The organism is Salinibacter grassmerensis, from assembly GCF_947077765.1.
Taxonomy (GTDB): domain Bacteria; phylum Bacteroidota; class Rhodothermia; order Rhodothermales; family Salinibacteraceae; genus Salinibacter; species Salinibacter grassmerensis.
This window is the reverse complement of sequence record NZ_CAMTTF010000001.1, coordinates 972,244-997,244: the sequence shown is the minus strand read 5'-3', so window position 1 is coordinate 997,244 and position 25,001 is coordinate 972,244. Positions and strand designations below refer to the sequence as shown.

The 25,001-nt window shown below is 66.7% G+C and carries 26 protein-coding genes and 1 tRNA gene; 9 read left to right on the top strand and 18 right to left on the bottom strand.

Annotated elements, in window-relative coordinates; translation table 11 throughout:
- Positions 1 to 20: 20 nt before the first annotated feature.
- On the bottom strand, positions 21 to 1,181 hold the full coding sequence (gene carA / locus OJB03_RS03870) for a glutamine-hydrolyzing carbamoyl-phosphate synthase small subunit (protein WP_263785428.1): 1,161 nt from the start codon (positions 1,179 to 1,181) through the stop codon (positions 21 to 23).
- Between the two features lie 358 nt (positions 1,182 to 1,539).
- Between carA and OJB03_RS03865 the strand changes: the two genes are divergently transcribed.
- Positions 1,540 to 2,223: an energy transducer TonB gene (locus OJB03_RS03865; protein WP_263785427.1), complete on the top strand. Its 684-nt coding sequence runs from the start codon at positions 1,540 to 1,542 to the stop codon at positions 2,221 to 2,223.
- A gap of 28 nt (positions 2,224 to 2,251) precedes the next feature.
- Here OJB03_RS03865 and OJB03_RS03860 read toward each other — a convergent pair whose 3' ends face one another.
- The 3 genes from OJB03_RS03860 to folK are packed head-to-tail and all read right to left on the bottom strand — an operon-like array spanning position 2,252 to position 3,842.
- The gene (locus OJB03_RS03860) at positions 2,252 to 2,506 is read right to left on the bottom strand and encodes a hypothetical protein (protein WP_263785426.1); all 255 of its coding nucleotides are present in this window, start codon (positions 2,504 to 2,506) and stop codon (positions 2,252 to 2,254) included.
- Between the two features lie 51 nt (positions 2,507 to 2,557).
- Positions 2,558 to 3,208, bottom strand: a complete 651-nt coding sequence (locus tag OJB03_RS03855) for a deoxynucleoside kinase (protein WP_263785425.1) — start codon at positions 3,206 to 3,208, stop codon at positions 2,558 to 2,560.
- 58 nt (positions 3,209 to 3,266) lie between these two features.
- Complete coding sequence (folK, locus tag OJB03_RS03850) at positions 3,267 to 3,842, bottom strand: 2-amino-4-hydroxy-6-hydroxymethyldihydropteridine diphosphokinase (RefSeq protein ID WP_263785423.1); 576 nt, start codon at positions 3,840 to 3,842, stop codon at positions 3,267 to 3,269.
- A gap of 212 nt (positions 3,843 to 4,054) precedes the next feature.
- Between folK and OJB03_RS03845 the strand changes: the two genes are divergently transcribed.
- From OJB03_RS03845 to OJB03_RS03830, 4 genes are all read left to right on the top strand, one after another.
- Positions 4,055 to 4,984: an endonuclease/exonuclease/phosphatase family protein gene (locus OJB03_RS03845; protein ID WP_263785422.1), complete on the top strand. Its 930-nt coding sequence runs from the start codon at positions 4,055 to 4,057 to the stop codon at positions 4,982 to 4,984.
- Between the two features lie 233 nt (positions 4,985 to 5,217).
- Positions 5,218 to 6,057, top strand: coding sequence for a ParA family protein (locus OJB03_RS03840; RefSeq protein WP_263785421.1), 840 nt, complete (start codon positions 5,218 to 5,220; stop codon positions 6,055 to 6,057).
- Between the two features lie 24 nt (positions 6,058 to 6,081).
- Positions 6,082 to 6,546 (top strand): hypothetical protein, encoded by a 465-nt coding sequence (locus OJB03_RS03835; RefSeq protein WP_263785420.1) that lies wholly within the window; start codon positions 6,082 to 6,084, stop codon positions 6,544 to 6,546.
- A gap of 90 nt (positions 6,547 to 6,636) precedes the next feature.
- Entirely contained in the window at positions 6,637 to 7,386 is a 750-nt protein-coding gene (locus OJB03_RS03830) for a 3'-5' exonuclease (protein WP_263785418.1), read from the top strand.
- Positions 7,387 to 7,438: 52 nt separating this feature from the next.
- Here the strand turns inward: OJB03_RS03830 and OJB03_RS03825 are convergent, their stop codons facing one another.
- Both OJB03_RS03825 and OJB03_RS03820 read right to left on the bottom strand, forming a co-directional pair.
- The gene (locus tag OJB03_RS03825; RefSeq protein ID WP_263785417.1) at positions 7,439 to 7,639 is read right to left on the bottom strand and encodes a hypothetical protein; all 201 of its coding nucleotides are present in this window, start codon (positions 7,637 to 7,639) and stop codon (positions 7,439 to 7,441) included.
- A gap of 31 nt (positions 7,640 to 7,670) precedes the next feature.
- Positions 7,671 to 7,743: transfer RNA gene (locus tag OJB03_RS03820), tRNA-Arg, on the bottom strand.
- 127 nt (positions 7,744 to 7,870) lie between these two features.
- Here OJB03_RS03820 and OJB03_RS03815 point away from each other — a divergent pair.
- Positions 7,871 to 8,875 carry an alpha/beta fold hydrolase gene (locus OJB03_RS03815; RefSeq protein ID WP_263785416.1) on the top strand — a complete coding sequence of 335 codons (1,005 nt, stop codon included), beginning with the start codon at positions 7,871 to 7,873 and terminating at the stop codon, positions 8,873 to 8,875.
- Positions 8,876 to 9,132: 257 nt separating this feature from the next.
- On the opposite strand, the gene OJB03_RS03810 is transcribed toward OJB03_RS03815, so the two are convergent.
- Together OJB03_RS03810 and OJB03_RS03805 are read right to left on the bottom strand one after the other, a co-directional pair.
- Positions 9,133 to 9,936 (bottom strand): SDR family oxidoreductase, encoded by an 804-nt coding sequence (locus tag OJB03_RS03810; protein WP_263785415.1) that lies wholly within the window; start codon positions 9,934 to 9,936, stop codon positions 9,133 to 9,135.
- 75 nt (positions 9,937 to 10,011) lie between these two features.
- Positions 10,012 to 10,788: an alpha/beta fold hydrolase gene (locus OJB03_RS03805; protein WP_263785414.1), complete on the bottom strand. Its 777-nt coding sequence runs from the start codon at positions 10,786 to 10,788 to the stop codon at positions 10,012 to 10,014.
- A gap of 121 nt (positions 10,789 to 10,909) precedes the next feature.
- On the opposite strand from OJB03_RS03805, the gene OJB03_RS03800 reads away from it, so the two are divergent.
- From OJB03_RS03800 to OJB03_RS03790, 3 genes are all read left to right on the top strand, one after another.
- On the top strand, positions 10,910 to 11,590 hold the full coding sequence (locus OJB03_RS03800; protein WP_263785413.1) for an acyloxyacyl hydrolase: 681 nt from the start codon (positions 10,910 to 10,912) through the stop codon (positions 11,588 to 11,590).
- Positions 11,550 to 14,246 carry a S9 family peptidase gene (locus tag OJB03_RS03795; RefSeq protein WP_263785412.1) on the top strand — a complete coding sequence of 899 codons (2,697 nt, stop codon included), beginning with the start codon at positions 11,550 to 11,552 and terminating at the stop codon, positions 14,244 to 14,246. Before OJB03_RS03800 ends, OJB03_RS03795 begins: the two co-directional genes overlap by 41 nt.
- Positions 14,247 to 14,332: 86 nt before the next feature.
- Positions 14,333 to 15,130, top strand: a complete 798-nt coding sequence (locus OJB03_RS03790) for a CPBP family intramembrane glutamic endopeptidase (RefSeq protein WP_263785411.1) — start codon at positions 14,333 to 14,335, stop codon at positions 15,128 to 15,130.
- 34 nt (positions 15,131 to 15,164) lie between these two features.
- Here OJB03_RS03790 and OJB03_RS03785 read toward each other — a convergent pair whose 3' ends face one another.
- From OJB03_RS03785 to bshB1, 10 genes are all read right to left on the bottom strand, one after another.
- Positions 15,165 to 16,232 carry a PorV/PorQ family protein gene (locus tag OJB03_RS03785; RefSeq protein ID WP_263785410.1) on the bottom strand — a complete coding sequence of 356 codons (1,068 nt, stop codon included), beginning with the start codon at positions 16,230 to 16,232 and terminating at the stop codon, positions 15,165 to 15,167.
- A 47-nt stretch (positions 16,233 to 16,279) separates the two neighbouring features.
- Complete coding sequence (locus OJB03_RS03780; protein ID WP_263785409.1) at positions 16,280 to 17,896, bottom strand: FlgD immunoglobulin-like domain containing protein; 1,617 nt, start codon at positions 17,894 to 17,896, stop codon at positions 16,280 to 16,282.
- Positions 17,893 to 18,414 (bottom strand): hypothetical protein, encoded by a 522-nt coding sequence (locus OJB03_RS03775; RefSeq protein ID WP_263785408.1) that lies wholly within the window; start codon positions 18,412 to 18,414, stop codon positions 17,893 to 17,895. Before OJB03_RS03775 ends, OJB03_RS03780 begins: the two co-directional genes overlap by 4 nt.
- Before the next feature lie 81 nt (positions 18,415 to 18,495).
- Positions 18,496 to 19,743: a site-2 protease family protein gene (locus OJB03_RS03770; RefSeq protein ID WP_263785407.1), complete on the bottom strand. Its 1,248-nt coding sequence runs from the start codon at positions 19,741 to 19,743 to the stop codon at positions 18,496 to 18,498.
- A gap of 63 nt (positions 19,744 to 19,806) precedes the next feature.
- On the bottom strand, positions 19,807 to 21,021 hold the full coding sequence (locus tag OJB03_RS03765; protein WP_263785406.1) for a pyridoxal phosphate-dependent aminotransferase: 1,215 nt from the start codon (positions 21,019 to 21,021) through the stop codon (positions 19,807 to 19,809).
- A 134-nt stretch (positions 21,022 to 21,155) separates the two neighbouring features.
- A complete protein-coding gene (gene accC / locus OJB03_RS03760) occupies positions 21,156 to 22,523 on the bottom strand; it encodes an acetyl-CoA carboxylase biotin carboxylase subunit (RefSeq protein ID WP_263785405.1) in 1,368 nt (455 codons plus the stop codon).
- Positions 22,520 to 22,684 carry a hypothetical protein gene (locus OJB03_RS03755; RefSeq protein ID WP_263785404.1) on the bottom strand — a complete coding sequence of 55 codons (165 nt, stop codon included), beginning with the start codon at positions 22,682 to 22,684 and terminating at the stop codon, positions 22,520 to 22,522. The genes accC and OJB03_RS03755 overlap by 4 nt, the downstream gene beginning before the upstream one ends.
- A gap of 104 nt (positions 22,685 to 22,788) precedes the next feature.
- Complete coding sequence (accB, locus tag OJB03_RS03750; RefSeq protein WP_263785403.1) at positions 22,789 to 23,424, bottom strand: acetyl-CoA carboxylase biotin carboxyl carrier protein; 636 nt, start codon at positions 23,422 to 23,424, stop codon at positions 22,789 to 22,791.
- Between the two features lie 45 nt (positions 23,425 to 23,469).
- Positions 23,470 to 24,048 (bottom strand): elongation factor P, encoded by a 579-nt coding sequence (efp, locus tag OJB03_RS03745; RefSeq protein ID WP_263785402.1) that lies wholly within the window; start codon positions 24,046 to 24,048, stop codon positions 23,470 to 23,472.
- A gap of 173 nt (positions 24,049 to 24,221) precedes the next feature.
- Positions 24,222 to 24,980 (bottom strand): bacillithiol biosynthesis deacetylase BshB1, encoded by a 759-nt coding sequence (gene bshB1 / locus OJB03_RS03740; RefSeq protein ID WP_263785401.1) that lies wholly within the window; start codon positions 24,978 to 24,980, stop codon positions 24,222 to 24,224.
- Positions 24,981 to 25,001 lie beyond the last annotated feature (21 nt).

The window sequence follows — 25,001 nt, the reverse complement described above, 5'->3', positions numbered from 1 at the left end:
GCCCGTCAATCTTCGGTCGTCTACGCCGTCGCGACGGCCGGCTCGGTGGCTGCCTCCGGCAGTGTCACATCGCGTTCCTCCGCCACCAGCTCCATGAAGCGGTTGAAGTGATAGTGGCTGTCGTGCGGGCCGGGAGACGCCTCCGGGTGATACTGCAGCGACATGCCGGCGAAGGTCTTGAACTCGAGCCCCTCGATCGTATCGTCGTTCAAATTGACATGCGTCACGCGGGCCGTCTCCGGGGCAATCGACTCCGGATCGACCGCGAAGCCGTGATTCTGGGTCGTCACTTCCACCTGCCCGGTGTCGAGGTTTTTGACCGGATGGTTCGCCCCGCGGTGGCCCACGTGCATTTTGTAGACCTCAATTCCCTCTGCCAGGGCCATCAGCTGGTGGCCCAGGCAGATGCCGAAGATCGGGAGGCCCGTGTCGATGGCCTCGCTCACGGTCTCGATCGCATCGGCCATCGGGCGCGGGTCGCCGGGGCCGTTCGAGAAGAACAGGCCGTCGGGGTCCCAGCCGAGCACGTCGCCGAGGTCCGTGTCGCCCGGCACCACCTTTACCGTGCACCCCCGCCGGCGAAACGAGCGCAGGATGTTCTGCTTGACCCCGAAGTCGTACACCGCGATGCGCGGCCCGGGCCCTTCACAGAAGGTGTAGGGGCCATCGGTGCTCACCTCCGAGGCCAGCTTGCGGCCCGCCATGCTGGGCCAGTCGCGTGCCTTTTGCAGGAGCGTCTCCTCCTCCAGGTCCTCGGACGAGATGACGGCGTTCATGACCCCCTTGTCCCGCACATGCCGAACGAGCGCCCGGGTGTCCACCCCCGCGATGCCCACGAGATCGTGGTGCTGCATGAAGGCCTCAAGCGTCTCGTCGGCCTGGGTGTTGGAGTGACGACGCGGGTAGTCGCGGACGATGAAGCCCGCCACCATCGGCGTGTCGGCTTCCATGTCTTCGGCCGAGGCGCCGTAGTTGCCAATGTGGGGCTGGGTCATCATCATGAGCTGGCCATAGTAGGACGGATCCGTCATGATCTCCTGGTATCCCGTCATGCTCGTGTTGAAGCACAGCTCGCCGCCGGTGAGCCCTCGCTGGCCGAGCGCAACGCCACGGGCGACGGTGCCGTCGGACAGGACCAGCTTGGCGGGATCGCGGGTGGAGGAGGAAGAAGCGTGGGTCATGGTGTGGAGGGAGGGTCAGTGACAGACGGCGGCACCGCGGCCCATAAAAAAACCTCCCCAAATGGGGAGGGCAGGGAAACTAATCCAATGGGGTGGGTGCCGGTGAGCAGGGCCCAGGTTCGGGGGGTATGTCGGGAGACATAACACTCAGTATTGGCGGTTCTCGTAAAATCTGCGGATGAAAGTGCAAGCAGGCCGAAAAGTTTCGCGATCGAGCTTCTTGATCGACGTCTCACTTCCGGGGCTTTCAGAACAGCGCCCGCGTCTGGACTACGAACCGAGCGTGCCCACCGCCTAGAAACAGATGGCACCCCCCTTTTTTAAAGATACGCTATTGATTCCTATTGCTGTCCGTCCGATGCGCCGCTCCACCGCCTTCACGTCCGACCACGCGTACCGGCGACGCCTTCTCGGGGCGCTGGCCGTCGTGCTGGCGCTCGGCGTTGCCCTCGTGCGCTGGTGGCCGGCACCGTCCCCGCAGGCCCCGGACGGTCCATTCGGAGAGCGGGGCCCGGACCGCATCCAGGTCAACGAGGTGCAGCCGACGGCCCAGGCCCGCGAGCAGACGCCGCCCCCACCGGCACCGGTGCCCCCAAGGGTCGTTCCCAACAACGTCGTAATCGAGGAAGAGATTGAGTTTGGCACGTCCGCCCTGGCCGTCGACGCCCCCGAGGACGACGATCAACTGCGGGAGGGGACGACCGGCCCCCCGGGCGCAACCCGCACGCCCGACACCAACGCCCGCCTGTTCCGGGCCGTACAGCCCGACTATCCGACCGCTGCCCGCAAGGAGAACGTGCAGGCCCGGATCCGCATCGCCGTGCAGGTCTCCGAGACGGGGCAGGTCACCGGGGCGACCGTCCTGAAGCGCTGGCAGCTCGCAGACGGGAGACGTGCCCGCGCCGTCGCACACCTCAATTACGGCCTCGAGGAGGCGGCCCTCGTTGCCGCCCGCCGGTCTCGCTTCCGCCCTGCCCAGCAGAACGGCCAGCCGGTTGCCAGCCAGACGACGCTCACCTTCGAGTTTGGCACATCGGAGTGACGCTGGCGGGGCATTATCGGGACGGGCTTCACGGGTTCGCCTCCCCGTTGAGGTCCTGCCAGCGTGCGTCCTCTACGTCTTTTCCCCAAAATGTCGGCGCATTGCGCGCCGTTCCTGTTCGCTGGCGGGGCGAGGGGCCCTCCCACTCGGTTTGACGGGACGGAGACTCGTGCGCCGGTCCTTGCTGGGACGATGTCCGTTCCTCTCCCCCCATCAGACGGACGAGGTTGCCGGACGTCCGCAGGATAAAGTACAGAATGATGCCGAGAGCGAGGTACTCCATCGTGCGCGTCTGCAAACGGCCGTGCTATCGGTGTCGGAACGAGCCCCGCTGCTACGACGGGTGGACGTAGCGGGTGCGCTCCTCAGACGGGGCGACAATGTGCTGCACCAGTGTTTGGAAATCCGCCGGGTGCTCTACGAAGTCCATTTCCGCGACGTTCACCACGAGGAGGGGGGTGCGCTCGTACTGGCGAAAGTACTGGTCGTAGGCCTCATGGAGGTCCGCAATGTAGTCCGGGTCCATGTCGCGCTCGTACAGCCGGTCACGCATCTCGATGTTCTGCAAGAGCCGCTCGGGGGAGGAGCGTAGGTACACCACGAGGTCGGGCGACGGGACGGTCGGCTCCATGAGGCGAAAAAGCGACTCGTAGAGCTGCAGTTCGTCGCCGCTCAGCGTCTGCCGGGCGAAGATGCGGTCCTTGTCGAACGTGTAGTCGCTCACCGCGAAGTCGCGGAAGAGGTCGCGCTCGGACAGCTCTTTTTGCTGCCGAAACCGGCTTGCTAGGAAGGCGAGCTGCGTCTGGAAGGCCCACCGCTTCCGGTCCTCATAGAAGCGCTCCAGGAACGGATTTTCTTCGAACCGTTCGAGCACGGGATCGGCCTCGAAGCGGTCGGCCAGGAGCTCGGTGAGCGTGGTGGTACCGGCCCCAATTGCGCCTTCGATGGCCACATAGTCGAGGGCGTCCGGCGGGGTCAAGGGCATCGGGCGCGGCAACGTCGGGAGGGATGGCGAGGTGCACGTTCGGGGTAGATTCGTCGGCTCAGCCCCCACCGGACTGTTTGGAGACTTGCGTGCCGGGGGCTTCTGGGGACGCCGTCTCGTCTCCAATCGTGTAGTCCGTCTGCTGAATGGAGGCCGGGTCCCCGCACTCATCGAACAGTGACCGAATAGACTGATCGAACGGCGGCGGGACGACGAAGTTTGGCGCGAGGTCGGCCCAGGGCCGGAGCACGAACCGGCGCTCCGCGAGACGAGGATGAGGGAGCGTGAGGGCCTCAGTGTTTCGCGTGAGGGATCCGACTGCCAGCAGGTCGACGTCCAGGGGGCGAGGCCCCCACCGCTGCTCGGCGGCCCGGATGCGCCCCTCCGCCCGCTCCACCTCGTGCGCTACTCGAAGGAGGGCGTCCGGATCGACCTCGACGGCCAGTCGCGTCACGGCGTTCAAAAACGAAGGCTGGGTCTCGTCCGGCGAGGTCGTGTGGGCTTCGGTCTCGTAGACGGGGGACACGCTCACCACGTCGATGGCGTCGCGCTGTTGCAACCGCTCGACCGCCCGGTGCAGGTGCTCCAAGCGGTCGCCTTTGTTGGATCCAAGCCCCAGGTAAGTAGAAGACATTGGACTCGATGGGTTTCCGGGAAAAGGTGGATCGGATTTTAAACTCCAGCCTTCACGATGGTCCACGCCAGGACCTACGTTTCATACCCATCAAGTCCACGCAACTCGTACATTTCGTCTTGCCCATGCGCACCCTCCCCCCGCTTCTTCTCATACTCTGCCTCCTCCCCGCCTGCGGACCGGACGCTTCGTCTCCCTCCCCCACGACCGGAATGGCCCTTCCGTCGGACTACGACTTTCCGGACGATGATACCGTCCGGGTCGCAACCTGGAACCTAGAGCACTTCGTGGACGGGCACGACAACCCATACATCGATGCCGGCACCGAAAACACGCCCGCATCGGACCTGACGGATCGGAAGCGACGCGTTGCCCGGGCGCTGCGCCGGCTCGACGCGGACCTCGTGGTGCTGCAGGAGGCCGAGAGTGAAGCCTTTCTCGATTCCTTCGTCGAGAACCGCCTCGGGGACACGAGCTATCGCTTTGCGACCTCCGTGGAGAGCCCCACCTGGTACATGAACGTGGTGCTCTTGAGCCGATATCCGCTCGGCGTGGTGCGAAACTACGCGGACGTGGTGACCCCCATCGTGGGCCAGGACGCCGACAACGGAGCGCCCGCGGCGCAGTCGCTCACCAACCACCGCCTGTGGACGGCCGACGTGCGGGTGGCCCCGGATCGGGTGTGGACGCTGGCCGGCGCCCACCTAAAAGCCGGCCGCAGCGCAGAAGACCGAGGCTGGCGCATCGGCCAAATCCGCTTTCTGCACGCGGAACTGTCTCGTCTCCACAGCGCCCGACCGGCGGCCAAGATGCTGGTGGCGGGCGACCTGAACTCACTCTCCGACAGCCCCGAACTGCGCCTCCTGCTCAACGACCCCGGTCGGCCGGCGCCGGATTCGGTCCGGCCCGGGCGCATCCCGGGACGCGTCCAGCTTACCGACCCACTGTCCAACCGCCCCACGCCCACCCATCCCTCGGACGATCCCGTCCGCCAGCTCGACTATCTTCTGCCCAACTCTGCCCTCTCTGATCGTCTCGTGGACGGCTCGGCGCACGTGGCGCGCCCCCTCCCGGCCGACTCGATGGCCGCCACCAGCGATCACCTGCCCGTCGCTGCCTCGTTCCTACGGAACACAGAATAGACCGGTGCCCCCCCACGGATCGTCGCGCAGGGTCGTCAACACGCCCCGTTCCCGTACGTCTCGATAGGGCGTTTTCAGTAACGTACATATGCACCCATCGGCGTGAGTACTTTCTCCATCCTCTCCGTAATACGTCCGTCACATCGTGCCCTCGGCATCCCGGAATACTCTTTGCGGACATTCAAAGAGCCAAACACCACTGCGCTTGTTCCTCGTCGATGCCCCAAAGTGCCATGTACACCATTGCCGTCATCAACCAGAAAGGCGGGGTTGGGAAAACCGTCACGAGTGTCAACCTGGCTACGGCCCTCAAACACAAGGGCCACGATCCCCTGGTCATCGACTACGACCCCCAAATGAACGCCACCGACTGGCTCATGGGGCGGGAGGCGACCGACGATGACGCGACCGTTTTCGACTCCCTCGCCACCTGGGACGGCGAGGCCTCCGACGAGTGGTCGTTCGCCAGCGTTCTCCGCACGTCCGAGTCCGTCGGGGTCGACTTCATCCCCTCCGACCGGCGCATGGCGGCGGCAAGCTTCGACTCGGTGGTCGGCCGGAGCCCCGTCTTTCCTCAACAGTTCCGGTGCCGCGTTCAGGAGTTTCGCACGGCCGAGGTGCAGCGCAATTCCAGCTCGACCATGAAGCACGACTACTGCCTCGTGGACTGCCCCCCGTCGCTCGGGCGTAGCATTGCGACGGCCCTGGCCGGGGCCGACGGCATCATCGTCCCCATCCACGCCGACCGGTTCAGCATGCGGGGCGTCAGCCAGCTCCAGGACACCATCAAGCAAATCCGAAAGGTGCACAACGACAGCCTGCGGATCCTGGGCCTGCTGCCCAACGACCTCGACCTGCGCTCCAGCCTGGTTAGCGACATGCAGGAAAAGTTCGAGGACGTGTACTCCGACATCCTTTTCAAGACCGCCATCCCGTGGCGCTCAAAGGTCAACGAGGTGGCCACCCACGGCATGAACATCATGGAGTACGACGGGGCCTCCGACGCAGCCTCGTACTACCTCAGCCTCGCCGACGAAGTCGTAGAACGCTCCCGCGTTGCGACTGCCGCATGATTCCCGCCTGATTCCGATGCTCCCATGAGCACCTCGACCAATTCCTTCAACGGCGACGGCACGGTCCCCGGCTGGATGAAGGCCGTGGACCAGGACATGGCGTACGACGCCCCCCGCCCCGACGCCACCGAGCAAGCCACGCAACCCCCGCCGCCCTCGACTGAGATCCAGAAGGACCGGCCCCGCGAGGCAGAGCCGCACGCCGAAGCGTCGTCCCTGGACCAGAAGCTGGCCCTCTCTATGGCGGCCCCGTCGGAGCTTCCCGAGCCGGACCCGTCCCTTCAACCGGTCTCCGTGGGATCCGTGCGGGCGGACCTCTCCCGCCAGCTCGAAAAGGCCGTGTCGGTTCTCGGCTCCCGGTACGCCACCACCGTGTCGCGGAGCCTCCTTCTGGAGTTTGCACTCCAGCGGATCCTCTTGGAGCTGCGCACCGAGGGCGCCGAGAGTGCGCTCGTGCAGTGGCTCGACTCGGTGCTTCCTCAGCACTGACGTTCCCGTCCAGGAGACGGCGATCTTTCGCACGAGCCGTGCATACAGGGGCACGTTGATTGTCCCTCAAACCCATCGTCGTCCCTGCTCGTGCTCCATCTCGAACGCCCCCTCGTCTTCTTCGACCTTGAAGCCACCGGCACGGACCCCCAGACGGCCCGCATCATCCAGATCGGGATGCAGCGATTCGTGCCGAGCGAGAGCGGGGCCGCGCTAAACGAGACCATCGATGTGCTCGTGGACCCGCAAGAGGAGATTCCGGCGGCCGTCACGGACCTGACGGGCCTCTCGCCCGACGCGGTCCGGCAGGCGCCCCCGCTGGAGGCCCACCTCGACCGCATCGCCCCTCTTCTCGCCGACGCCGACCTGGCCGGGTACAACGCCCTTGCGTACGACGTCCCCCTCCTCCACGCCGAATTTGAGCGGCACGGGCGGACGCTCCCCGGCCCCGACGACCGCGTCGTCCTCGACCCGTACCGCCTAGAGCAAGTGCTGCGTCCGCGCACCCTCTCGGCCCTCTACGAACGGTACACCGGCGAGGCGCTCGACGACGCCCACGATGCCCTCCGCGACGTGGAAGCGGCCGGGATGGTCCTCCAACGACAGCTTGCCGACCATGACATCGACGGCACGCCGGCCGACCTCGCCCAGCAGATTCGGGGCGACTATCTCGACGACCAGCGCCGCCTCAAGCAGGAGGGCGACGCAGTGGTGGTGTGCTTCGGCAAGCACGACGGGAAGGCCCTCCGCGACATTCAGAGCGACCACCCCGGCTACTTCGACTGGATGTACGAGACGATCGACGACCTCCGCCCCCACATCGACGAGGCCCTGGACTGACCCTTTGCCCGTCTCTGTGCGGAGGGGTGCTCCCTGGGTCCCCGGCTACTCCTCACGCCCCCAGGACGAACTGCAGAAGGAAGTGGGTGACGAGAATGACGGTGAGGGCGCTGGCCAGCATCACCCCGAACCCGTGCTCGTCCGCACTCGTGCTCGCGTCCGCGTCCTGGTGCACGTGGCAGTACACACTGCCCGCCGCCGCAGAGTTGCTGCACGGGGTTCCGTCCTTGTTGGTGGCCGTACAAGTGCTCATGCATTTGTCGGTAACTAACTGGAACGCGCAGTACCCCTGCGCGGACTCGAACCGCGACTTGCGGCTTAGGAGGCCACCGCTCTCTCCAGTTGAGCTACAGGGGCATACTTGGCCGACCACGCCAGCCCACAAGGGCGTAACCGATGGGACGCGGACGGTTCCGGGTTGAACGTCGGTGCCGAAGCGGCGTTCGAGGACTCAATCTATTTTATCGCCGCCCCGTCTGTCCCGATGTCCGACTCCTCTTCATCCTCCTCGTTTGGGCGCGCCCTGCTCACCACCGGTGCGACCCTGGCCGGCACCTACGCCAGCCTTGCCGCCGCCCGGTGGGCCTACCGACGCACGCTGCCGTCGCCTCTGTCCCTGCCTCCGGCGCTCGACCTGGAGCCGCGTCCGTTCGAGACGCCGGACGGCCGTGCACAGTATTACGTCCGTCCCGGCACCGGGCCACCGATCGTGCTGCTCCACAGTTTCAACGCGGTCGCGTCGAGCCGCGAGATGCAGCCCATCGCCAAGCATCTGGCAACGACCACCGACCGGCCCGTCTATGCGCTCGACTGGCTCGGCTTCGGGCGGTCGGATCGGGAGCCCCGGGCCTACTCCCCGGCGCTGTACGAGCAACAGCTCTACCACTTCCTCGACGAGGTGCCCGAGGCCGCCGCCGACGTCGTCGCGCTGTCGTTGGGAGCGGAATACGCCGCCCAGGTGGCCCTCCAGGCCGCCCCGCTCGTGCGCCGACTCGTGCTCGTTTCCCCGACCGGCCTCGCCCCCACGCAGGGCCCCTCCACGCCCGGTCGCCTGGGGCTCGCCCTGGCCGATCACACCGGCGCGTTCGAGCTGCTCTATCACCGCCTCACCCGGCGCTCGTCGCTCTGGGACTACTACGCGCGGCAGGTTTTCCTGAGCCCCGACGCCATCCCCGACGCGCTGCTCGACTACGCCGAACAGACCGCTCAGGTCCGCGGGGCCTACCGGGCTCCCCTCCGGTTCGTGGACGGTACCCTCTCAATCCCAGACGTCTCAGACGACGTCTACGCCCGCCTCTACCGGCCCACCCTCCTCCTCACCCCCACTACGCCCGGCTCCACCGTACAATCGTTCGACCGACTCCCTACGGTCCTCTCTCAGAACGCACGCGATCTCTCCCACCAGGCGCTTCCCGGGGGCCTGCTCCCCCACTGGGAGGCGCCGGCGCCCTTTTTCGACGCCGTGGACACCTTCCTCGACCTCCACTGAGACACCCGGACACGAGCCTTTCGAGCGTCCTTGACGACGGGCTAAAAGTCTCGTTGAATCGCCCTGGTTCATCGAAAGTTGGCGGAGCAAAAAAATCGGTGCGTGCTTACGAATGAGCAAGTCATGACGGGGCGATAGCCACAGGCTGTCTCCCCTTTCCTCCCGGCTTTTTGCCCCGGGCCGCGCCCTCCCCCTCCCCGCCCCGCGGTCCGGGGCTTTTTTATTTTCTCCCGGGTCGATTGGGGGCGTGCCGCTCCTCACAGAAGATGCTTGCTGCGCCCCCCATCGACAGGGAACGCCACCCCGGTCACGTAGCCGGCACGCGCCCCGGCAAGGAAGGCCACCGTCGCGGCAAACTCGTCCGGCTCGCCAATGCGCGGAAGCGCGTTGTCGTCCGCCCAGCCCGCCTCGATCTCCGTCCGCGACTGGCCCGTTCGCTCCTGAATCTCATCGGCCAGGTCCTCGAGCCGCTGCGTGCGGGTGTAGCCGGGCAGCACGGTGTTGACCGTGATGCCGGTGGGACCCAGGTCATCGGCCAGGCTCTTGGCGTAGCCCTGCACGCCGGCGCGGGCCGTGTTGGACAGCGCAAGGGTGGGAATGGGCTGCTTCGACGACACGCTCGTTACCATAATGACGCGGGCGTGGTCGTCCTCTGCCGCCGCCGTGCGGAGGTGGGGGAGCGCGGCGTCGCAGAGCGAGATGGTGCTCATCAGATTGAGCTCCACCGCGTCGCGGTAGTCGGAGGGGTCCAGCTCCGTGGCCGCTCCGGAGGGGGGGCCGCCGGCATTGGTGACGAGCACGTGGAGACCGCCGAACGTGTTGGCCGTCTGGGCGATGGCGCTCTCCACCTGCTCCGCGTCGGTCACGTCACAGACGAGAGGCAGCACCTCGGCGTCCGTGTCGTCGCGGATGGCCTTCGCCGCCGCTTGAATGCGGTCCCCGTCCCGCGAGCACAGGGCGACGTTGCACCCTTCCTGGGCGAGCTCGTGGGCGGTCGCCCGGCCCAGTCCTTTGCTGGCCCCGGCCACGAAAGCGGTCCGGTTCGAAAGTCCTAAGTCCATGAGTACACGTAGGGAATTGTATAAGAACAATGCGCCCGCAATCTACGAATTGGCACGCCTCGTGTCGACCCCTGCTCACGAGGCCGTCTCCGCGAGGAAGTCGGTCACCACTTCGGCCAGCGCGTCGGGCGCGTCGGCGTGGACCCAGTGCCCCGCCCCGTCGATGGTCACGAGCTCGGCGTTGGGGAAGCGCGCCCGGATGTCCTCGCGGTCCTCGTCGGCCACGTAGTCCGAGGCCCCGCCCCGGACGAAGAGCGCCGGCCCCTCGTAGGTCGACGCGCGCGGCAGGGCGGCCGTGATGTCGTCGTAGTGCGCACGGATGGCGTCCAGGTTCATGCGCCAGGTATAGGTCTCGCCGTCGTAGTCGAGATTTTTGAGCAGAAACTGGCGGACGGGCCAGGACGACACGTCCTCGGCCAGCACGTCGTCGATCTCGTCACGCCCGTCGTACGCCGTCGGGTCAATGCGGGCCAGTGCGTCCAGCAGTTTGGTGTGGTGGGGTGGATACGCCTTCGGGGCCATGTCGACGACGATCAGTCGGTCGACCCGGTCCGGATGCGAGAGGGCAGTCTGCATGGCGGTCTTCCCGCCCATCGAGTGGCCCATCACGGCGGCCGGGGCGAGGGCGTGCCGATCGATAAACCGGCGCAAGTCCGCCGCAAGGGTCGGGTAGTCCATCGCGTCGGCGTGGGGCGACCGTCCGTGGTTGCGCTGATCCACGGCGTACACGCGAGCGACGTTTTGGAACGCCGTCCGGCTGAGGGTGTGCCAGTTGCCGTGCGCGCCAAGAAGGCCGTGGAGAATGATGAACGGAGACCCGGAGTCGCCGTACTGGTTGTAGAAAAGCTCCATTTGGGGTGGGGTTGGGTGAGAAGAAGAATCGCTCGCACGGACTCGGAAGTCCGGGCCGCGTGCCGCCAAGATGGATTCGCCCCTGCCTTACGCGTCGTCACGGACGAAATTGCTCCCGATTTTGCACGCTCGCCTCGCCGTCGTCGCCCTACTTGTCAGCCTCGGGGTCGTTGTCCCTTGTGTAGGGCAGACGACGGACAGCCTCGCCCCCGCCCCCTCCACGAACGCCATCGGCGTGTGGGCCGGCGGTTCGTTCGCGACCGGACGCCTCATCGGAAACATCCGGCGTGCAAGGATGGGGCTGATCGGGCTGCGCTACCATCGCCTCCTCGCCCCATCCTCTCGCACTCCACTTTCCGACGGCCCGACCCTCACGTACACGGCAGACCTGCTTCCCGTTCTCTTCCTGTCGATTCCAGCCGGCGCCCTCTCCCCCCTTCCGTCCGACAGGCCTGCTCCCGAACGGACGTCTTCCCCTTCTCGTCCCCAGGGGCGGACCGCGGTCGGCGTGGGGGTGCGCCCGGCGGGCCTGCGGCTCACCTTCCGGCCCGACGAGCATCTCCAACCGTTCCTGGCGGGGAGCACCGGCCTCGCGTTCTTCAACCGCTCCGTCCCAAATGCGCTGGGGCGGTCGCTGAACTTTATGTTCGACGTGGGGGCGGGCGTCCGTGTGGTCGTGACCTCTGCCCTGATTCTCACTGCCGGCTACCGCTATCACCACCTGTCGAATGGCTTCCGTGGACAAATCAATCCCGGCGTTGATGCAAATCTGTTCCAACTCGGCGTCACCGTATCGCCCTAGGGTCCACCGAACGGTTCTCGCGTCCCTTCTGGTGGGCCTCCTCACGGGCCTCGTTCTCCCCGCAACGGCATCTGCACAGGCTTCCTCGGACGAAGAGCAGCCCATCCAGGCCCGGGACCTGTATCGGATGCGAGAGGTGACGGAGGTCGCGCTTTCTCCCCGCGGGCGCTCCGTGGCCTATACGGTGCGCCGCCTTTCACCCGGCCGGTCCGCCACGCCTCGTGCCCGGCTGTACGTGACGCGGACGAGCGGACGGGACGACCCGCGTCTGCTGTCTCAGAACCGGCACCACGCCCGAGAGCCTGCCTGGCACCCCGACGGCACACACCTTGCCTTCGTGCGCCCTGTAGATGGCACGCCGCAGGTGTTCGTCCTTCCCCTCAATGGGGGCATTCCGTATCAGCTGACCGATACGCCGCACGGCGCTCAGGCCCCCCAGTGGGGCCCCGGTGGGGAGCAACTGCTCTTCGCGAGCCGCGTCCCCGAACCGGCGGTCCATCGACAGACGGACCGTCGACCTCCCACTGAGCGCCCTGGCCGGGCGCCCGCGGACACCGTTCGTGCTCCTGCGCCCGATACCCTCCTCGTCCTCCGACACGACCGGACGCTCAACCCTGTCGACTCCCTTCCGGTGGACGCGGGCGGCCGGCTTCGGACGCCCACGGACACGACTGACACCCTACAAATCCCGCAGCATCCGTCCATCCCGGACACCCTCGCCGCCCCGCCCGTGCATCGCCTCGCGGCGCTCTCCCCCGATAGCGTGCGGGCGGTGTTTGATCAGTTTCGGCTCCGTCCCGACACGACGACGGTCGCCGTGCGGCCCGACACTGCCGCCACCCCGGACGGCAACCTCACGCAAATTCGGCGATGGATGCACCAGAACCGCCGGTCCGGGACGGCCCTCGTCTCGTCCCGGCTCGAGCTGCAGGGCGAGCGGCGGCTCCAGCCCACACCGGCCTACCGCCACCACTACGTTGTGGACGTTCCCCCCGGCATCCGCTCCGGGCGCCCCCCACGCCCCACGCCTCGTCTCGTGACGGGCGGCTACCGCTCGTACGGCCAGGCCGACTGGCTCCCCGGGGGCGGGCAGATCGTCGTAAGCGGGATGCCCTCCACGAATCGATCGCCCGACCGCGTCCGCCGGCGCGCCCTGTTCGTGGCCGACCTTGACCGCCCCCGGCTTCGTCGCCTGCTTCGCATTGAGAACTACGCCCTGACGGACCCCGCCGTCACGACGGACGGCAGCACAGTGGCCTTCCGCCTCGCGTCGCTCTCCCGAACGAGCGACGCGCCCGCAGACGTCGGGATTTTTGACCTGGACGGTCGGTCACAGCCCCGCGTTCTCACGAGCGCCCTCGACCGGGACGTGGCGTCCGTCGAGTGGGCGCCCGACGGCTGGTACCTGTACGCGACGGCCCCCTCAGAGGGCGGCCGTCCCCTCTTCCGCTTCACCCCCTTCGCCCGAGATACGACCGACGCGGATCCGCGGGCCCAGAGCCCGGACATGCCCGCAGACCGGGCCACCTCGCGGAACGAATTCACGCTCGACTCGACCATGGTTCGGCCCGCCGAGGCCGAACAGATGACGGGGGCCGCACGGGCCATACATTCATTCGACGTAACCAACGCGACCGCCGTCTACGCCTCGACGGACCCAGCCACACCCTCCGCCCTCTACGCCAACACCGTCAGCTTCAACAACGAGCGGCCCCTCGCCACGCCCAATGCCGAGTGGCTGGCCCGTCGACAGATCGCGAAGCCCAGCCGCGTGACCATCTCCCGCGACAGCCTCGACGTGACCGGATGGGTGACGCGTCCGGTTGCCTTTCCGGATTCGCTTCGGCATCCCCTGTTCGTGCAGGCGCGAGGCGGGCCTCCAGAGTTGAGTGCCCCCTACACGCCAGAAACGTGGTTCGAGCGACAGTACCTTGCGGGACGCGGACTGGGGCTCGTGGAGGGGTTTCCGCGGGGCTCGGCGGGCTTCGGGACGGCCTTCCGGCGCGCCAACGACCAAAACTGGGGCCCTGGCCCCGCCCGCGACGTCCTCGCCCTTGCGGACTCCGCCGCGACCCTGTCCTGGACCGACTCCACCCAGGTCGCGCTCGGCGGCACGGGGTACGGCGGCACCCTTGCCGCCTGGCTCCTTGGTCAGACGGACCGGTTCGCCGCGGCCGTTGCGCTCAATGGCGTGTACGACCTCCCGGCCCTGCTGGGCGGCGGCCGTGCGTGGCGCCTCGTGCCGGAGGAGTTTGGCGGGTATCCCTGGGAGGGCGTTCCGCCGCTTTCGCTCGGCGACCCTACACTCTCCTTCGGGCTTCTGTCTCCCGACTCGACCGCCCGGACGCCCTGGACCGCCCTTCACCGCAACTCGCCACTCACGTACGCACACCTGATCCGCACGCCGCTCCTGCTGATGCAGGGCGGGACCGACCGGCGCGTGGGGCCGTCTCAGGGTGAGCGTCTGTACAAACGCCTCAAGATCCTGGATCGCCCCGTCGAGTACGTGCGGTATCCTGGGGTGGGGCATGACGTGTCCGCCTCGGCCTCTCCGCGTCAGCGCCTCGACCGTCTCGTGCGGACCCACGAGTTCCTTGCGCGCTTCCTGGACCTGCCTGCGCCGCCTGGCTCCTCCCGGACGACCAATCGCCCCTGACCAGCACTTCGGCTTTGGGGGACGAGAAGAATTCCGTTGCCCCCTGTCTGTCGGCATCGCGTTCGCTGCCCAATTCCTTGTTTCTCATGCTGCACGCACTGGCCGCCCGTCTCCGGACGGAGTGGCGTCGCCTTCGCCGGGCCGCCGTCTCCCTCGACGGGCAGACGACGTTCGTCCTCACAGCCGCGGCGGTGCTCGTCGTTCTCCAGTTCATTCTGGGCGACCGCGGGCTTTTCCGCACTCACCTCGCAACGTTTCTCCCTCGAGACTGGCAGGGACTCGCAAGCTGGGGGTGGTGGTTTGGGATGCAGGGCCTGCTCGGCTTCGTGGTGCCGGCGACGGCCCTCCGAGCATTCTTCGCACCGACCCTCGACGAGATCGGTCTAGGCCTGGGCGAATGGCGATTTGCGAGCGTCGTCGCCGCCCTCTACCTGCCGGTCGTGGCAGCGGGGACGTGGGTGCTCTCCGATGGCGCAGCTTTTCAGGAGCAGTACCCGCACTACCAGCCGGCAACCCGGGACTGGGCCGTGTTCTTCATCTACGAGGCCCTGTTTCTCTTCTACTGGGTGGGGTGGGAGTATCTGTGGCGCGGGTTCGTGCTCTTCGGCACCGCACCGACCTTCGGCCTGTCGGCCATTTTTGTACAGGCGCTTCCCTTCGCCGCCCTCCACGTCACGAAGCCGTGGCCGGAGGCGCTGCTCTCCGTCGTGGGCGGCATCGCCCTGGGCGCCCTCGTCTGGCGCTGCCGCTCCTTCTGGATTGCCGTTCCCATCCACGCCGCCCAGATGATGCTGCTCGACCTGTGGTGTGCCCTCCGCATTCGAACGGGCGTGTCAGGGGTGGGCCTCGACGCCCTGTTCGAGCTTCTGTCCCAGCTTGGGTGAGTGCCATCCCCGACCGACGTCCGCCCTCTGGCCCTCACAGAAAGAGCTCGACGGTCCCGGTATTCACGACGGTCCGGACATAGGGCTCAAGTGTGGCCGCGTAGCTGATGCGGAGGTCGAGGTCCCCAATCGATTGCCGCACGCCGAACCCGGCACTGGGACGAAGGCCGCTCGTGTCGCCCACCCCAAGGCGGTCGACCCCCACCCGAAGGCGAAGACTCTCGAGGGGGCGGTAGGCGGCCCCGACCCGTGCCCGCAGGTCGTGGAGGAGGAACGACTCGGTTCGGGTCTGGGCCCGCGGGCCGCCCGACGTGACGAGGGTCTGTTGAGTCCGTCGGTCCCGTGCGGTATACCGGGACTCTACTTCCGCTAGGAGTTGAAGACGCCTGTCGAGGAGCGCGTAGCCCCCTCCCACCTGCACCCGCACCGGGAACCGGTCCGTGTGGCTGCCCCCGCCCACCGGGGCGGCGTCCCACTCGTACCTGGCCAGCAGATCCTTGACGGCGGCAGCCAGAGAGAGTCGCTCGGTAGGCTGCACACGCACGCCCAGGTCGACGCCGAAGCCTCGGACGGGATCCGCCTCGGGCAGCAGGTCGGACTGGTACAGCGTGAGGGTGGTGCCCACCGCAAGCCAGTCCGCGAAGCGGTTGCCAAATGCAAGCGAGAGCGCAAACTCGTCGGTCGACAGCGTTTCGGTGCGCACGCCGTCGGCGTTGCGGCCGTCGATGTCGTTGACGCCGGCGTGGGTGAGGCTCAGCCCAATCCCCGCGGTCGGGCCGAGGGGCGCCGTAAACTCGAGGAACTGCAGCTCCCGGTCGAACGACATCAGCGCGGCGGACGCCGACACCCGCTGGCCGGAGGCGGCCGGAAGCAGGGCCGGATTGTAGTACGGACTCACGTCCGCGGACGGGTCGGCCACCAGCGCGTTGCCCAGCGCCATGCCGCGGGCCCCAAATCCCAGACGGGAAAACGCCCCGGTTCCCACATCTTGACCACTGGCCGGGACCGACAGTCCTGCCATCAGCCCAATCCCGAGCAGAATACTCAGGCCCGCCTGCCGCCCCAAACGGCCAACTAGCGATGGAAGAGTCCAACTGCGCATGGAAGAGCGGACACGTGAACGAAAGTCAGCGGCGCCGGGCGGAGCGATCAGTTTGAGAGCAGGATTTTCCCTCGTACCGTCGTGCCCCCTACCTCGACCGTGTACAGGTACGTGCCGGTGGGCAGGCGGAGCCCCGAGGCGTCGGTTCCGTCCCAGACGATTTCCTGCTGGCCGTCCGGCTCCTGCTCTTCGAGCGTGCGCACACGGTTCATCCCGAAGTCGTAGATGGACACCTTCACCGTCTGCGGCTCCGGAACGTCATAAACGATCCGTACCGCATCGTCGCGCGACGGGACGAATGGGTTCGGGTAGGCGTACGTCTCGACGTCGGGCACCTGTTCGGTCGGCTCGTCGGGATTGACGGGCACCTCGGTCCGAAACAGCTGCCACTCCGGGGGCCGGGCGTCCGCCTCGCCGGGCAAGAGCTGGGGCTCTTGTTCGCGGTCCAGGCGCAACAGACCCTCCGTCGTCCCCACCCAGAGCGCCGCGGGCGTGACCTCGACGGCGCGGGCCGTCAGCTCTCCCGGGAACGCCTGACTCTCTTCCGCGAGCGATACCTCTTCAACAGTACGCCACGTGCGCCCCTGATTCTCCGACACGAAGAGCCCGTTCTCGGTGGCGGCGTAGACGCGCGTCTGACGGGCCGCCACGTCGTTCACCTGTTCCCCGATGAGGGGCTGCCGGAAGGTCTCGCCCCCGTCCGGCGTCACCGTGAGCCCGCTGCGCTGGAGCACACTCCCCCCGTCGGCCCGCAGGGTGGCGATCCAGATCGGGTTGCGCCCATTGGGGCGCGGCTGCTCGGCCAACCCAAGCACAAACTGCCCCGTCAGGCTGTTGGGGGTGCCGTCCGGCCGAAAAAGGCGCCAGGCCCGGTCCCCAGACGGGCCGACGTCGTCCGGCGTCGAGCGGTTGAGGCCGGCGGCGGTGCCGGCCCATACCGTGCCTGTCTCGTCCACCAGCACACTCAGGGCCCGGTGGTTCTGGAAGCCCCGTCCGTCATCGAGAGGCGGGGCTACCAGGAAATCAGTCGGCGTGGACGGCTCAATGCGGGTGCTCGTGTCCGGGGGCAGCACGGCTCGCGTCCAGGCCGAGTCCTGCTCCGTCCAACGCCGCAGGCCACTGCGCCCCCCAGCAGTCCACACGGTATCGGCCTGGGGCTCGATCGCGAGATCCCGAGGAGGGCTCCCGGCCTCCTGCGTGATCGGAACCGCCGGGAGCGTACCTGTACCGTAGGTGATCGTCGTGTCCGCCGCGTCGTCGAGCGGGACCGGTCGCGTCGCGAAAGACGCTCCGCCGTCGGTCGACACCAAAAATCCGCCCGCCCCAATCGCATCGCCCCCAGCGTCGAACGCGAGGCCCGCCCAGACGGTCGAGGCGCCTCGTATGCCCCCCTCGGCGGCCAGCGAGAACACGACATTGCTTCCCTCTCTGAGCCGACGCTCCACCACCGGATCGTCCGGCGTGAACAGGCGCGCCTCGTCCTCCACGTACACGGTGAGCAGGGGCCCCGCCCAGAGCGAGTCGCCCGCCGACGCTAGCTCCTGGACCGTATTGCTGGCCAGGCCCGTCGTCGGACGTAGTTCCTGCAGGCGCGGCGGCCCCTGTCCCCACGCCGGCGCGGCGGCCAGCCCCAGCACGAAAAGCCACACGAGAATGCGGTTCACGAGTCGTCCGGGCGGCGATTCAGCTGCATACGAAGAGCGTCCCCTGCGGCCTCTGACGTGTCCGTCGGCACAAACCGGAACTGTCCCGTCACCTGGTTGCCCGACAGGCTGTCGTCGTCTACGGCAAAGACGCGGACCGTATAGATCTCGTCGACGAGAGGAACTGAGAGCGGGAGCGTTCCTCCATACAAGGGCGGTTCCACGGCAGACAGAGTCCCTGAGATTGTACGCCGCGGATTTGACGACGGCTCAAAGACAAACGCAACGCGCTCCACCGTTCCGTCCGGATCCGCCACTCGCGCCGACACATCGACCTCGACCTGAGCCATAGTATCTACGACCTGCACATCGGACTCATGGAGGCTGTCCGGGGTCACCCGAAGATCCGTTACCGACGGCCCCCGCGGAGTGCGCTCCGGGGCCGGCACCGTGTCGCACCCGCCCCACAGGACCAGCCCGCCTGCAACCAGCCCGGCCCCCAGCAGACGTCCCAGGATGGACAACGTCGAGTTTTCCATGGGTAAGACGCGAATCGGTTTAGGGGTCTCAAGCGTCCTGCACTAGTTTGCGCGGCGGCGACATGCCCAGAGTGTCCGGCGCTAAACCGTGCTCAGGGGCTGCAGGCTGAAGCAAAGAATGAAGATGGCAATGGCCAGGTACCCCAGGATCCGCCGCCCGGGCGTCAGTCGCTGCGGGCGCAGGACCGGGGGGTGCTTCACACGGACGAGGAAGATAATCAGGAGACTCCACACGAGCCAACCGGTCCATCCGAGTCCCGTCCACCCAAGTGTCATCGCCGCCCCCACCCCCAGCAGCAGGCCCGCCAGCCCAGCCCAGGTGCGCCGATCGGTCCCCCCAAAGATTTTGTATAGGTAGCCGTAGTAGATCGCCGCGAGGATGATCCATGACGCCCTCCCCAGCCATGGACTCACATCCTGGAGGGGCTGCTGCATTCCGTCCATGAATCCTATGCCCCCCGAGAACAGCAGCACGAAGACGAAGGCCTGCGCGAAGCGGCGGTGCCACTTGTCGCCCAGCAGCGCATACATCACATGCCCGCCATCGAGCTGGCCCACCGGAAGCAGGTTGAGCGCCGTGAAGAACAGCCCGAGCCACCCCGCAAAGAGCACCGGGTAGTGGTACAGCTCGTACATTGGCGGGACGTTCGCGAAGACCTGGGACAGGGCCCAGTAGAGCGGCGTGTACCCCACCACCAGGACTGGCACTCCGTTGCCCGAGGTCGGACGCGTGTCCGGAAACGTTCCGTGCTGCCGGATGTGCGCCTTCAGCGCTTCGTGCCCCGGCAGGTCGAGCAGGTATTCCGGGGGCGGGAGCGTCGCGAAGCCGTAGGTCAGTGCTCCGAGCGCAACCACGAAGCCCGCCAGCGGCCCGGCCACCCCAATGTCGAAAAGCGAGCGCGTGCTCGGGATGCGCTGCCGAATGCTGATGACAGCCCCGAAATTGCCGATTCCGTTGAACGGAAAGGGGATGTAGTAGGGCAGCGACGTGCGCACATCGTGGTACCGCGCCGCGAAGTAGTGCCCAAACTCGTGCACCGTGAGGAAGCCGACGAGCGGAATCGCGTAGCGCAGTCCGTCGACGAGCCAGGCCTGATTGAGGGTCAGGAAGAGGAGCGAGATCGTCTGGTCGTGCGCCTCGTAGTGGAGCAGCCGGTTGGCCCACCACGAGGCCCCCACGTACACCGTGGATGCCAGCGTGAGGACGAAGAGAAGAAGGTGCAGCCAGTAGCGGTCGGCCGTCGGTTGGGACGCGGCCGTCGTCGAGGCCGAGTCCGAGTCGGTGTTTACCTCGATTCGGGCGTCACCGGAGGACTGATTTGGTTCCACGAGCGAAAACGTACGTCAGTGACAATCGTGATCGTGCCCCGGTGCCGCTCGGTATCGCCCCCGTTAGCGGAGTGCGTCAAGTCCAGCCTCAATCCGGTCCAGCCCCGTTTCGAGATCTTCCATCGACGAGGCGTAGGACAGGCGAAGCCCATCGGGCTCCCCGAACGCCGGGCCCGGAACGAGGGCGACGTTCTGCTCCTCGAGCAGGTAGAAGCACAGGTCGCCCCCGTCCTCGATCGTCGAGCCGTCGGGGGTCGTGGACCCGAAGAAGGCCGACACGTCCGGGTACGCATAGAAGGCCCCTCCAGGGGTCGGGCACTGCACCCCGTCAATGGCACGGAGGCGCTCCACGACCATGTCGCGTCGGCGCCGGAAGGCCGACACCATTTCGTGCACCGGCTCCTTGTCCATTTCCAGGGCCGCCACGCCCGCCTTCTGTGTGATGCTGCTGGGCGCCGAGGTAAACTGCCCCTGGATCTTCCCCGCGGCCTCGGCGATCGGCTCCGGCGCGGCCATGTAGCCGAGCCGCCACCCCGTCATCGCGAAGCCCTTGGAAAACCCGTTCACCGTGACGGTGCGATCCTTCATGTCCGGAAGCGAGGCGAACGCGCGGTGTTCGGCGTCGTAGAGGACGTATTCGTAAATTTCGTCGGACACCACGTGGATCTGCTCGTGGTCGCGCAGCACGTCGGCGAGCGCCGCCAGCTCATCGGGCGAATAGACGGTGCCGGTGGGGTTGGACGGGGTGCACAGGATGAGCAGCCGCGTCCGCTCGGTGATTGCGCCCTCCAGGGCCTCGGGCGTCAGGCGGTACCCGTCGTCCACGTCCGTAGGCACCGTCACGGGCTCGGCCCCACTGAAGCGTGCCATCTCCGGGTAGCTCACCCAGTACGGCGCCGGAATGAGCACCTCGTCGCCCTCGTCGCAGAGGGCATGGATGGCAAGGGCAAGGGATTGCTTCGCCCCGTTCGAGCATACGACCTGCTCCGGCGTGTACGAGAGGTCGTTGTCGCGGTCGAGTTTGCTACAGATGGCCTCCCGGAGCTCCAGCGTGCCCGGGTTCTCGGTGTAGTTCGTAAATCCGTTCCGGATGGCCTGCACGCCCGCATCCGAGATCGGTTTGGGCGTCTCGAAGTCCGGCTCTCCGGCACTGAGGGCCACCACCGGGTGCCCCTGCCGCCGTCGCTCCTCGGCGCGCGACTTCATGGCGAGCGTGGCGGACGGCTGCATCGCGGCCACGCGGTCGTTAAACTGAACGGAATGAGTTGAGGACGACATGGGGCATCTGCGAACCAGCTAGAAGAAGAATGTGGGCGCGCCCGGACCTCGGAAAGACGGACGCGTTTTCCCTGTCGTGCTGCGGACACGTCGGGCGTGGATTCCTTTCCCGCGCCACACCCATGTCCGGCCCCCTACGCAACCTCCGCGGGGGCGGCGTGCATTTCGAAGTCGTCGAGGAAACGGGTGTCGAAACGACCTTGCTTGAATCGGTCGTCGTTCATGAGCTGACGGTGGAACGGGATCGTGGTGTCGACCCCCTCCACGACGAACTCGGCAAGCGCCCGGCGCATCTTCCGGATGGCCTGCTCGCGGGTCTTGCCGTAGGCGATGAGCTTGGCGATCATGGAGTCGTAGGTGGGCGGGATCCGGTAGCCCGAGTAGGCCGCCGTATCGATCCGGATGCCATGGCCGCCGGGCTGATGAAACGCCGTGATGTCGCCCGGCGCGGGGCTGAAGTTCTGGAAGGGGTTCTCGGCGTTGATCCGGCACTCGATGGCGTGCCCCTCCATGGGGGGGCGCTCCTCACCGTCCACGGTCTCCCCCATCGACACCCGAATCTGGTACTCCACCAGGTCGCAGTCCGTCACCTCTTCGGTCACCGGGTGCTCCACCTGAATGCGGGTGTTCATCTCCATGAAGTAGAAATTGCGGTCGGCCCCCACCAAAAACTCGACCGTTCCGGCCCCCTCGTAGTCAACGGCTTCGGCCCCGCGGATGGCGGCCGCACCCATTTCTTCGCGGAGCTCCTGGTCGACGACCGGCGAGGGGCATTCCTCGAGCAGCTTCTGGTGACGACGCTGAATGGAGCACTCGCGCTCGCCAAAGTGCATCACGTTGCCCTGCCCGTCGCCCAGAACCTGAATCTCGACGTGGCGCGGCCTCTCGACGAACTTTTCGATGTACACCTCCGGGTTGCCAAAGGCCGCGTCGGCCTCGGAACGGGCTCCGTTGAAGGCCCGCTCAAACCCGTCGGCCTCCCGCACCAGCCGCATACCAGTGCCCCCACCGCCTGCAACAGCCTTCACCATAACGGGGAACCCAATATCGGACGCGATCTCGTAAGCAGTGTCCAGATCCCCGACGGTCCCGTCGGATCCCTCCACAATGGGCACCCCCGCCTTGTGCATCTCCTCCTTCGCCTTCGACTTTTCCCCCATCAGGGAAATCGTCTCGGCGGAGGGGCCGATAAACTCGACGTCGTTATCAGCACAGATCTGGCTGAACTCGGCGTTCTCGGCGAGGAAGCCGTAGCCGGGATGGATGGCGTCGGCCCCCGTGACCTCCGCGGCGGCGATGAGGCGGTCGGGCCGCAGGTAGCTCTCTCCGGACGCCGCCGGCCCGATGCACACGGCTTCGTCGGCAAATCGGACGTGCAGCGCGTCGCGGTCGATCGTCGAGTACACCGCCACGGTATTGATGCCCATCTCGTGGCAGGTGCGGATCACACGCAGCGCAATCTCGCCGCGGTTGGCAATCAGAATTTTTTGGATGTCACTCATGTGGGGTTTGGGTCCTGCGGGTGGAGGGGCGTCGTTCCCTGTCGTCGGCCTCGCTGCGGGGACCAGCCCTCGGGGCTGGCGTCGTGGGCCACACGGCGCGGACGATCAAATTGCACGTCGTCATGCATCGCCGTCTGCACGGCGCTGGCTCCGGAGGCCATTCGTGCTCGAAGGCGAAGGGGCGGGAGGCGAGAGTCGTGGGGAGCTCAACATGAAAACGGCCCCGGGCTCCCCGGAGCCATCAACACGACGAAAAGACAATGCCTTACCCTTCATTGAGCACGAACAGGGGCTGGTCGAACTCGACCGGCTCAGCGTCTTCGACCAGGATCTCCTTGACGGTTCCGGACGTCTCGCATTCGATCTCGTTCATCAGCTTCATCGCCTCGATGATGCAGAGCACGTCGCCCTCCTGCACCTCGTCGCCCACCTCCACGAAGGGGGGGTCGTCGGGCGAGGGGGCACGGTAGAAGGTCCCCACGATCGGGGCCTTCACCACGTGCTCCTCCGCGGCGGCCCCCGTCTCCTCCGGCTCGGCCGTTCCGTTCTCGGCCGCATCCGGGGCCGGCGCCGTGGACGTATCGTCCTGGGCCGCCTCGCTGGCCGCCTGTGCGCCGCCCGAGGCCGGGGCGCCCGATGAAGCGGGCGCGGGGGGCGCCTGTTGCTGCGGAGGCTGAGGGGCCTGCTGCCGGGGCGCCTGCTGAGGCGGGGCCTGCGGCGGGTATTGCGGCTGCTGCGGGGCCCCGTACTGCATCTGCGCCGGCGGCGTCGCCGGCTGCATGAGGACCTGCGGGCTGTTCTGCCGAATGGTGAGTTTGAAGTCGTCTTCTTCAATCTCGACCTCCGACACCCCGCTCTCGGCAACAAGTCGAAGCAGTTCTTGAATCTTCGAGAGCTCCATGCGTCTGGGTACGTGTGTGCGAAAGAACAACGGGCGCGCCCCGAGTTACACAGTGGAAGCGGCCGATACGCGGGTCTTGTACTCCTTGGTCTCGGTGCTGAGACGGACAACGTCCCCCTCGTTGATGAAGAGCGGCACGTCGATGGTCGCTCCACTCTCCAGCGTCGCGGGCTTGTCTCCTCCCTGTGCGGTGTCGCCCTTGACGCCAGGCGTGGTCTCGGTAACCTCAAGATCCACCTTCTGCGGAACCTCAGTCCGGAGCGGCTCCTCGGTGTCGGTGCGGAAGAGGATGTCGACATCGCCCCCCTCCTTCAAGAACTCGCGCCCCTCCACCTGCTCCGGCGGCATCGAGAATTGCTCGTAGGACTCCTGGTCCATAAAGTGGAGCCCGTAGTCGTCCTCGTAGAGGTACTGGTGCTCGCGGCGCTCGACCCGCACCTCGTCGACCTTTGCCCCCGCCCGGAAGGTCTCTTCCACCTCGTGGCCGTCCTTTACGTTTTTGAGGGTGGTGCGGACGAATGCCCCGCCTTTGCCTGGCTTGACGTGGAGAAAGTCGACGATCTCCCAGAGATCATCCTTCCAGATGAACGTCATGCCATTTCGAAAGTCACTCGTGTCCGCCATGGGGGGGAGGAAGGTCGCTTCGTGACAATTACAGTACGATAATATACTACGCCATGGGGAGCGGTGTCAACTCACAGCCGCTCGGCGAAACGCTGATTCGGGCTAAAGACGTAAATCGGCCGTTTGTTGCGGATTTCGAATCCATCCCGCCCGCAATTCACGCGGGATCTAGTTTACCGGAACTCCTTCTCCTTGCTGAGCACGCCGGGCAGGTCCGTGACCCCGAAGGGGCCGTGCCGGTACTTGAACGGCTCGCCGTAGGTAGCCCCCACCGTGTAGCCGTGGGTGCGCGCCCGCGACTTCACCCACTCGAAGAATTCCGGGTTGGACACGAAGGTCTCCGGCTCGTCCGAGTTCGACTCGTAGTCGGGATTGTGGAACTGCGACTCGAAGGCCTGCAGCGCCTCGATGCGCCGGTCCCACACATCCGTCACGTCCACCACCATCGTCGGCTCGAAGGAAACAGCCTGCATGTAGTGGAGAACATGGTGCGGCCGCCAGGGCTCCTGCGGGGCTCCATCCGGGCCGGTCGTCTCAATCTCCTGCAGCCCGCTGTAATAGAGGGCGTCGGTGGAGAGGTCGGCGGCATCGCTGTGGTCGGGATGACGCGACTCCGACGCGTTGATGAGCACGATGTGGGGCCGGTACCGACGCACTGCCTCGATGACCCGGCGCTGGTTGGCCTTCGTGTTGCGGATGTCCCCGTCCATCAGCCCAAGGTTCTCACGGGCGCTCAGGCCGATGATCTCCGAGGCCCGCTCGGCCTCCTTCATCCGCTGCTCGGGGGTCCCTCGCGACCCCAGTTGCCCCTTTGTGAAGTCGACGATGCCGACCTCGTACCCCTGCTGAGCGAGTAGGCACATGGTCCCCCCCGCGCAGAGCTCTACGTCGTCGGGGTGGGCAGCGAGGGCAAGAACATCGAGTTCGGCCATGAGGGTGCGGTTCTTCGAGAA

Coding starts and splice junctions, on each gene's coding strand:
- carA (WP_263785428.1), bottom strand. CDS start 1,181: ATGACCCACGCTTCTTCCTCCTCCACCCGCGATCCCGCCAAGCTGGTC.
- OJB03_RS03865 (WP_263785427.1), top strand. CDS start 1,540: ATGCGCCGCTCCACCGCCTTCACGTCCGACCACGCGTACCGGCGACGC.
- OJB03_RS03860 (WP_263785426.1), bottom strand. CDS start 2,506: ATGGAGTACCTCGCTCTCGGCATCATTCTGTACTTTATCCTGCGGACG.
- OJB03_RS03855 (WP_263785425.1), bottom strand. CDS start 3,208: ATGCCCTTGACCCCGCCGGACGCCCTCGACTATGTGGCCATCGAAGGC.
- folK (WP_263785423.1), bottom strand. CDS start 3,842: ATGTCTTCTACTTACCTGGGGCTTGGATCCAACAAAGGCGACCGCTTG.
- OJB03_RS03845 (WP_263785422.1), top strand. CDS start 4,055: ATGGCCCTTCCGTCGGACTACGACTTTCCGGACGATGATACCGTCCGG.
- OJB03_RS03840 (WP_263785421.1), top strand. CDS start 5,218: ATGTACACCATTGCCGTCATCAACCAGAAAGGCGGGGTTGGGAAAACC.
- OJB03_RS03835 (WP_263785420.1), top strand. CDS start 6,082: ATGAGCACCTCGACCAATTCCTTCAACGGCGACGGCACGGTCCCCGGC.
- OJB03_RS03825 (WP_263785417.1), bottom strand. CDS start 7,639: ATGAGCACTTGTACGGCCACCAACAAGGACGGAACCCCGTGCAGCAAC.
- OJB03_RS03815 (WP_263785416.1), top strand. CDS start 7,871: ATGTCCGACTCCTCTTCATCCTCCTCGTTTGGGCGCGCCCTGCTCACC.
- OJB03_RS03810 (WP_263785415.1), bottom strand. CDS start 9,936: ATGGACTTAGGACTTTCGAACCGGACCGCTTTCGTGGCCGGGGCCAGC.
- OJB03_RS03805 (WP_263785414.1), bottom strand. CDS start 10,788: ATGGAGCTTTTCTACAACCAGTACGGCGACTCCGGGTCTCCGTTCATC.
- OJB03_RS03795 (WP_263785412.1), top strand. CDS start 11,550: ATGCAAATCTGTTCCAACTCGGCGTCACCGTATCGCCCTAGGGTCCAC.
- OJB03_RS03790 (WP_263785411.1), top strand. CDS start 14,333: ATGCTGCACGCACTGGCCGCCCGTCTCCGGACGGAGTGGCGTCGCCTT.
- OJB03_RS03785 (WP_263785410.1), bottom strand. CDS start 16,232: ATGCGCAGTTGGACTCTTCCATCGCTAGTTGGCCGTTTGGGGCGGCAG.
- OJB03_RS03775 (WP_263785408.1), bottom strand. CDS start 18,414: ATGGAAAACTCGACGTTGTCCATCCTGGGACGTCTGCTGGGGGCCGGG.
- OJB03_RS03765 (WP_263785406.1), bottom strand. CDS start 21,021: ATGTCGTCCTCAACTCATTCCGTTCAGTTTAACGACCGCGTGGCCGCG.
- accC (WP_263785405.1), bottom strand. CDS start 22,523: ATGAGTGACATCCAAAAAATTCTGATTGCCAACCGCGGCGAGATTGCG.
- OJB03_RS03755 (WP_263785404.1), bottom strand. CDS start 22,684: ATGGCCTCCGGAGCCAGCGCCGTGCAGACGGCGATGCATGACGACGTG.
- accB (WP_263785403.1), bottom strand. CDS start 23,424: ATGGAGCTCTCGAAGATTCAAGAACTGCTTCGACTTGTTGCCGAGAGC.
- efp (WP_263785402.1), bottom strand. CDS start 24,048: ATGGCGGACACGAGTGACTTTCGAAATGGCATGACGTTCATCTGGAAG.
- bshB1 (WP_263785401.1), bottom strand. CDS start 24,980: ATGGCCGAACTCGATGTTCTTGCCCTCGCTGCCCACCCCGACGACGTA.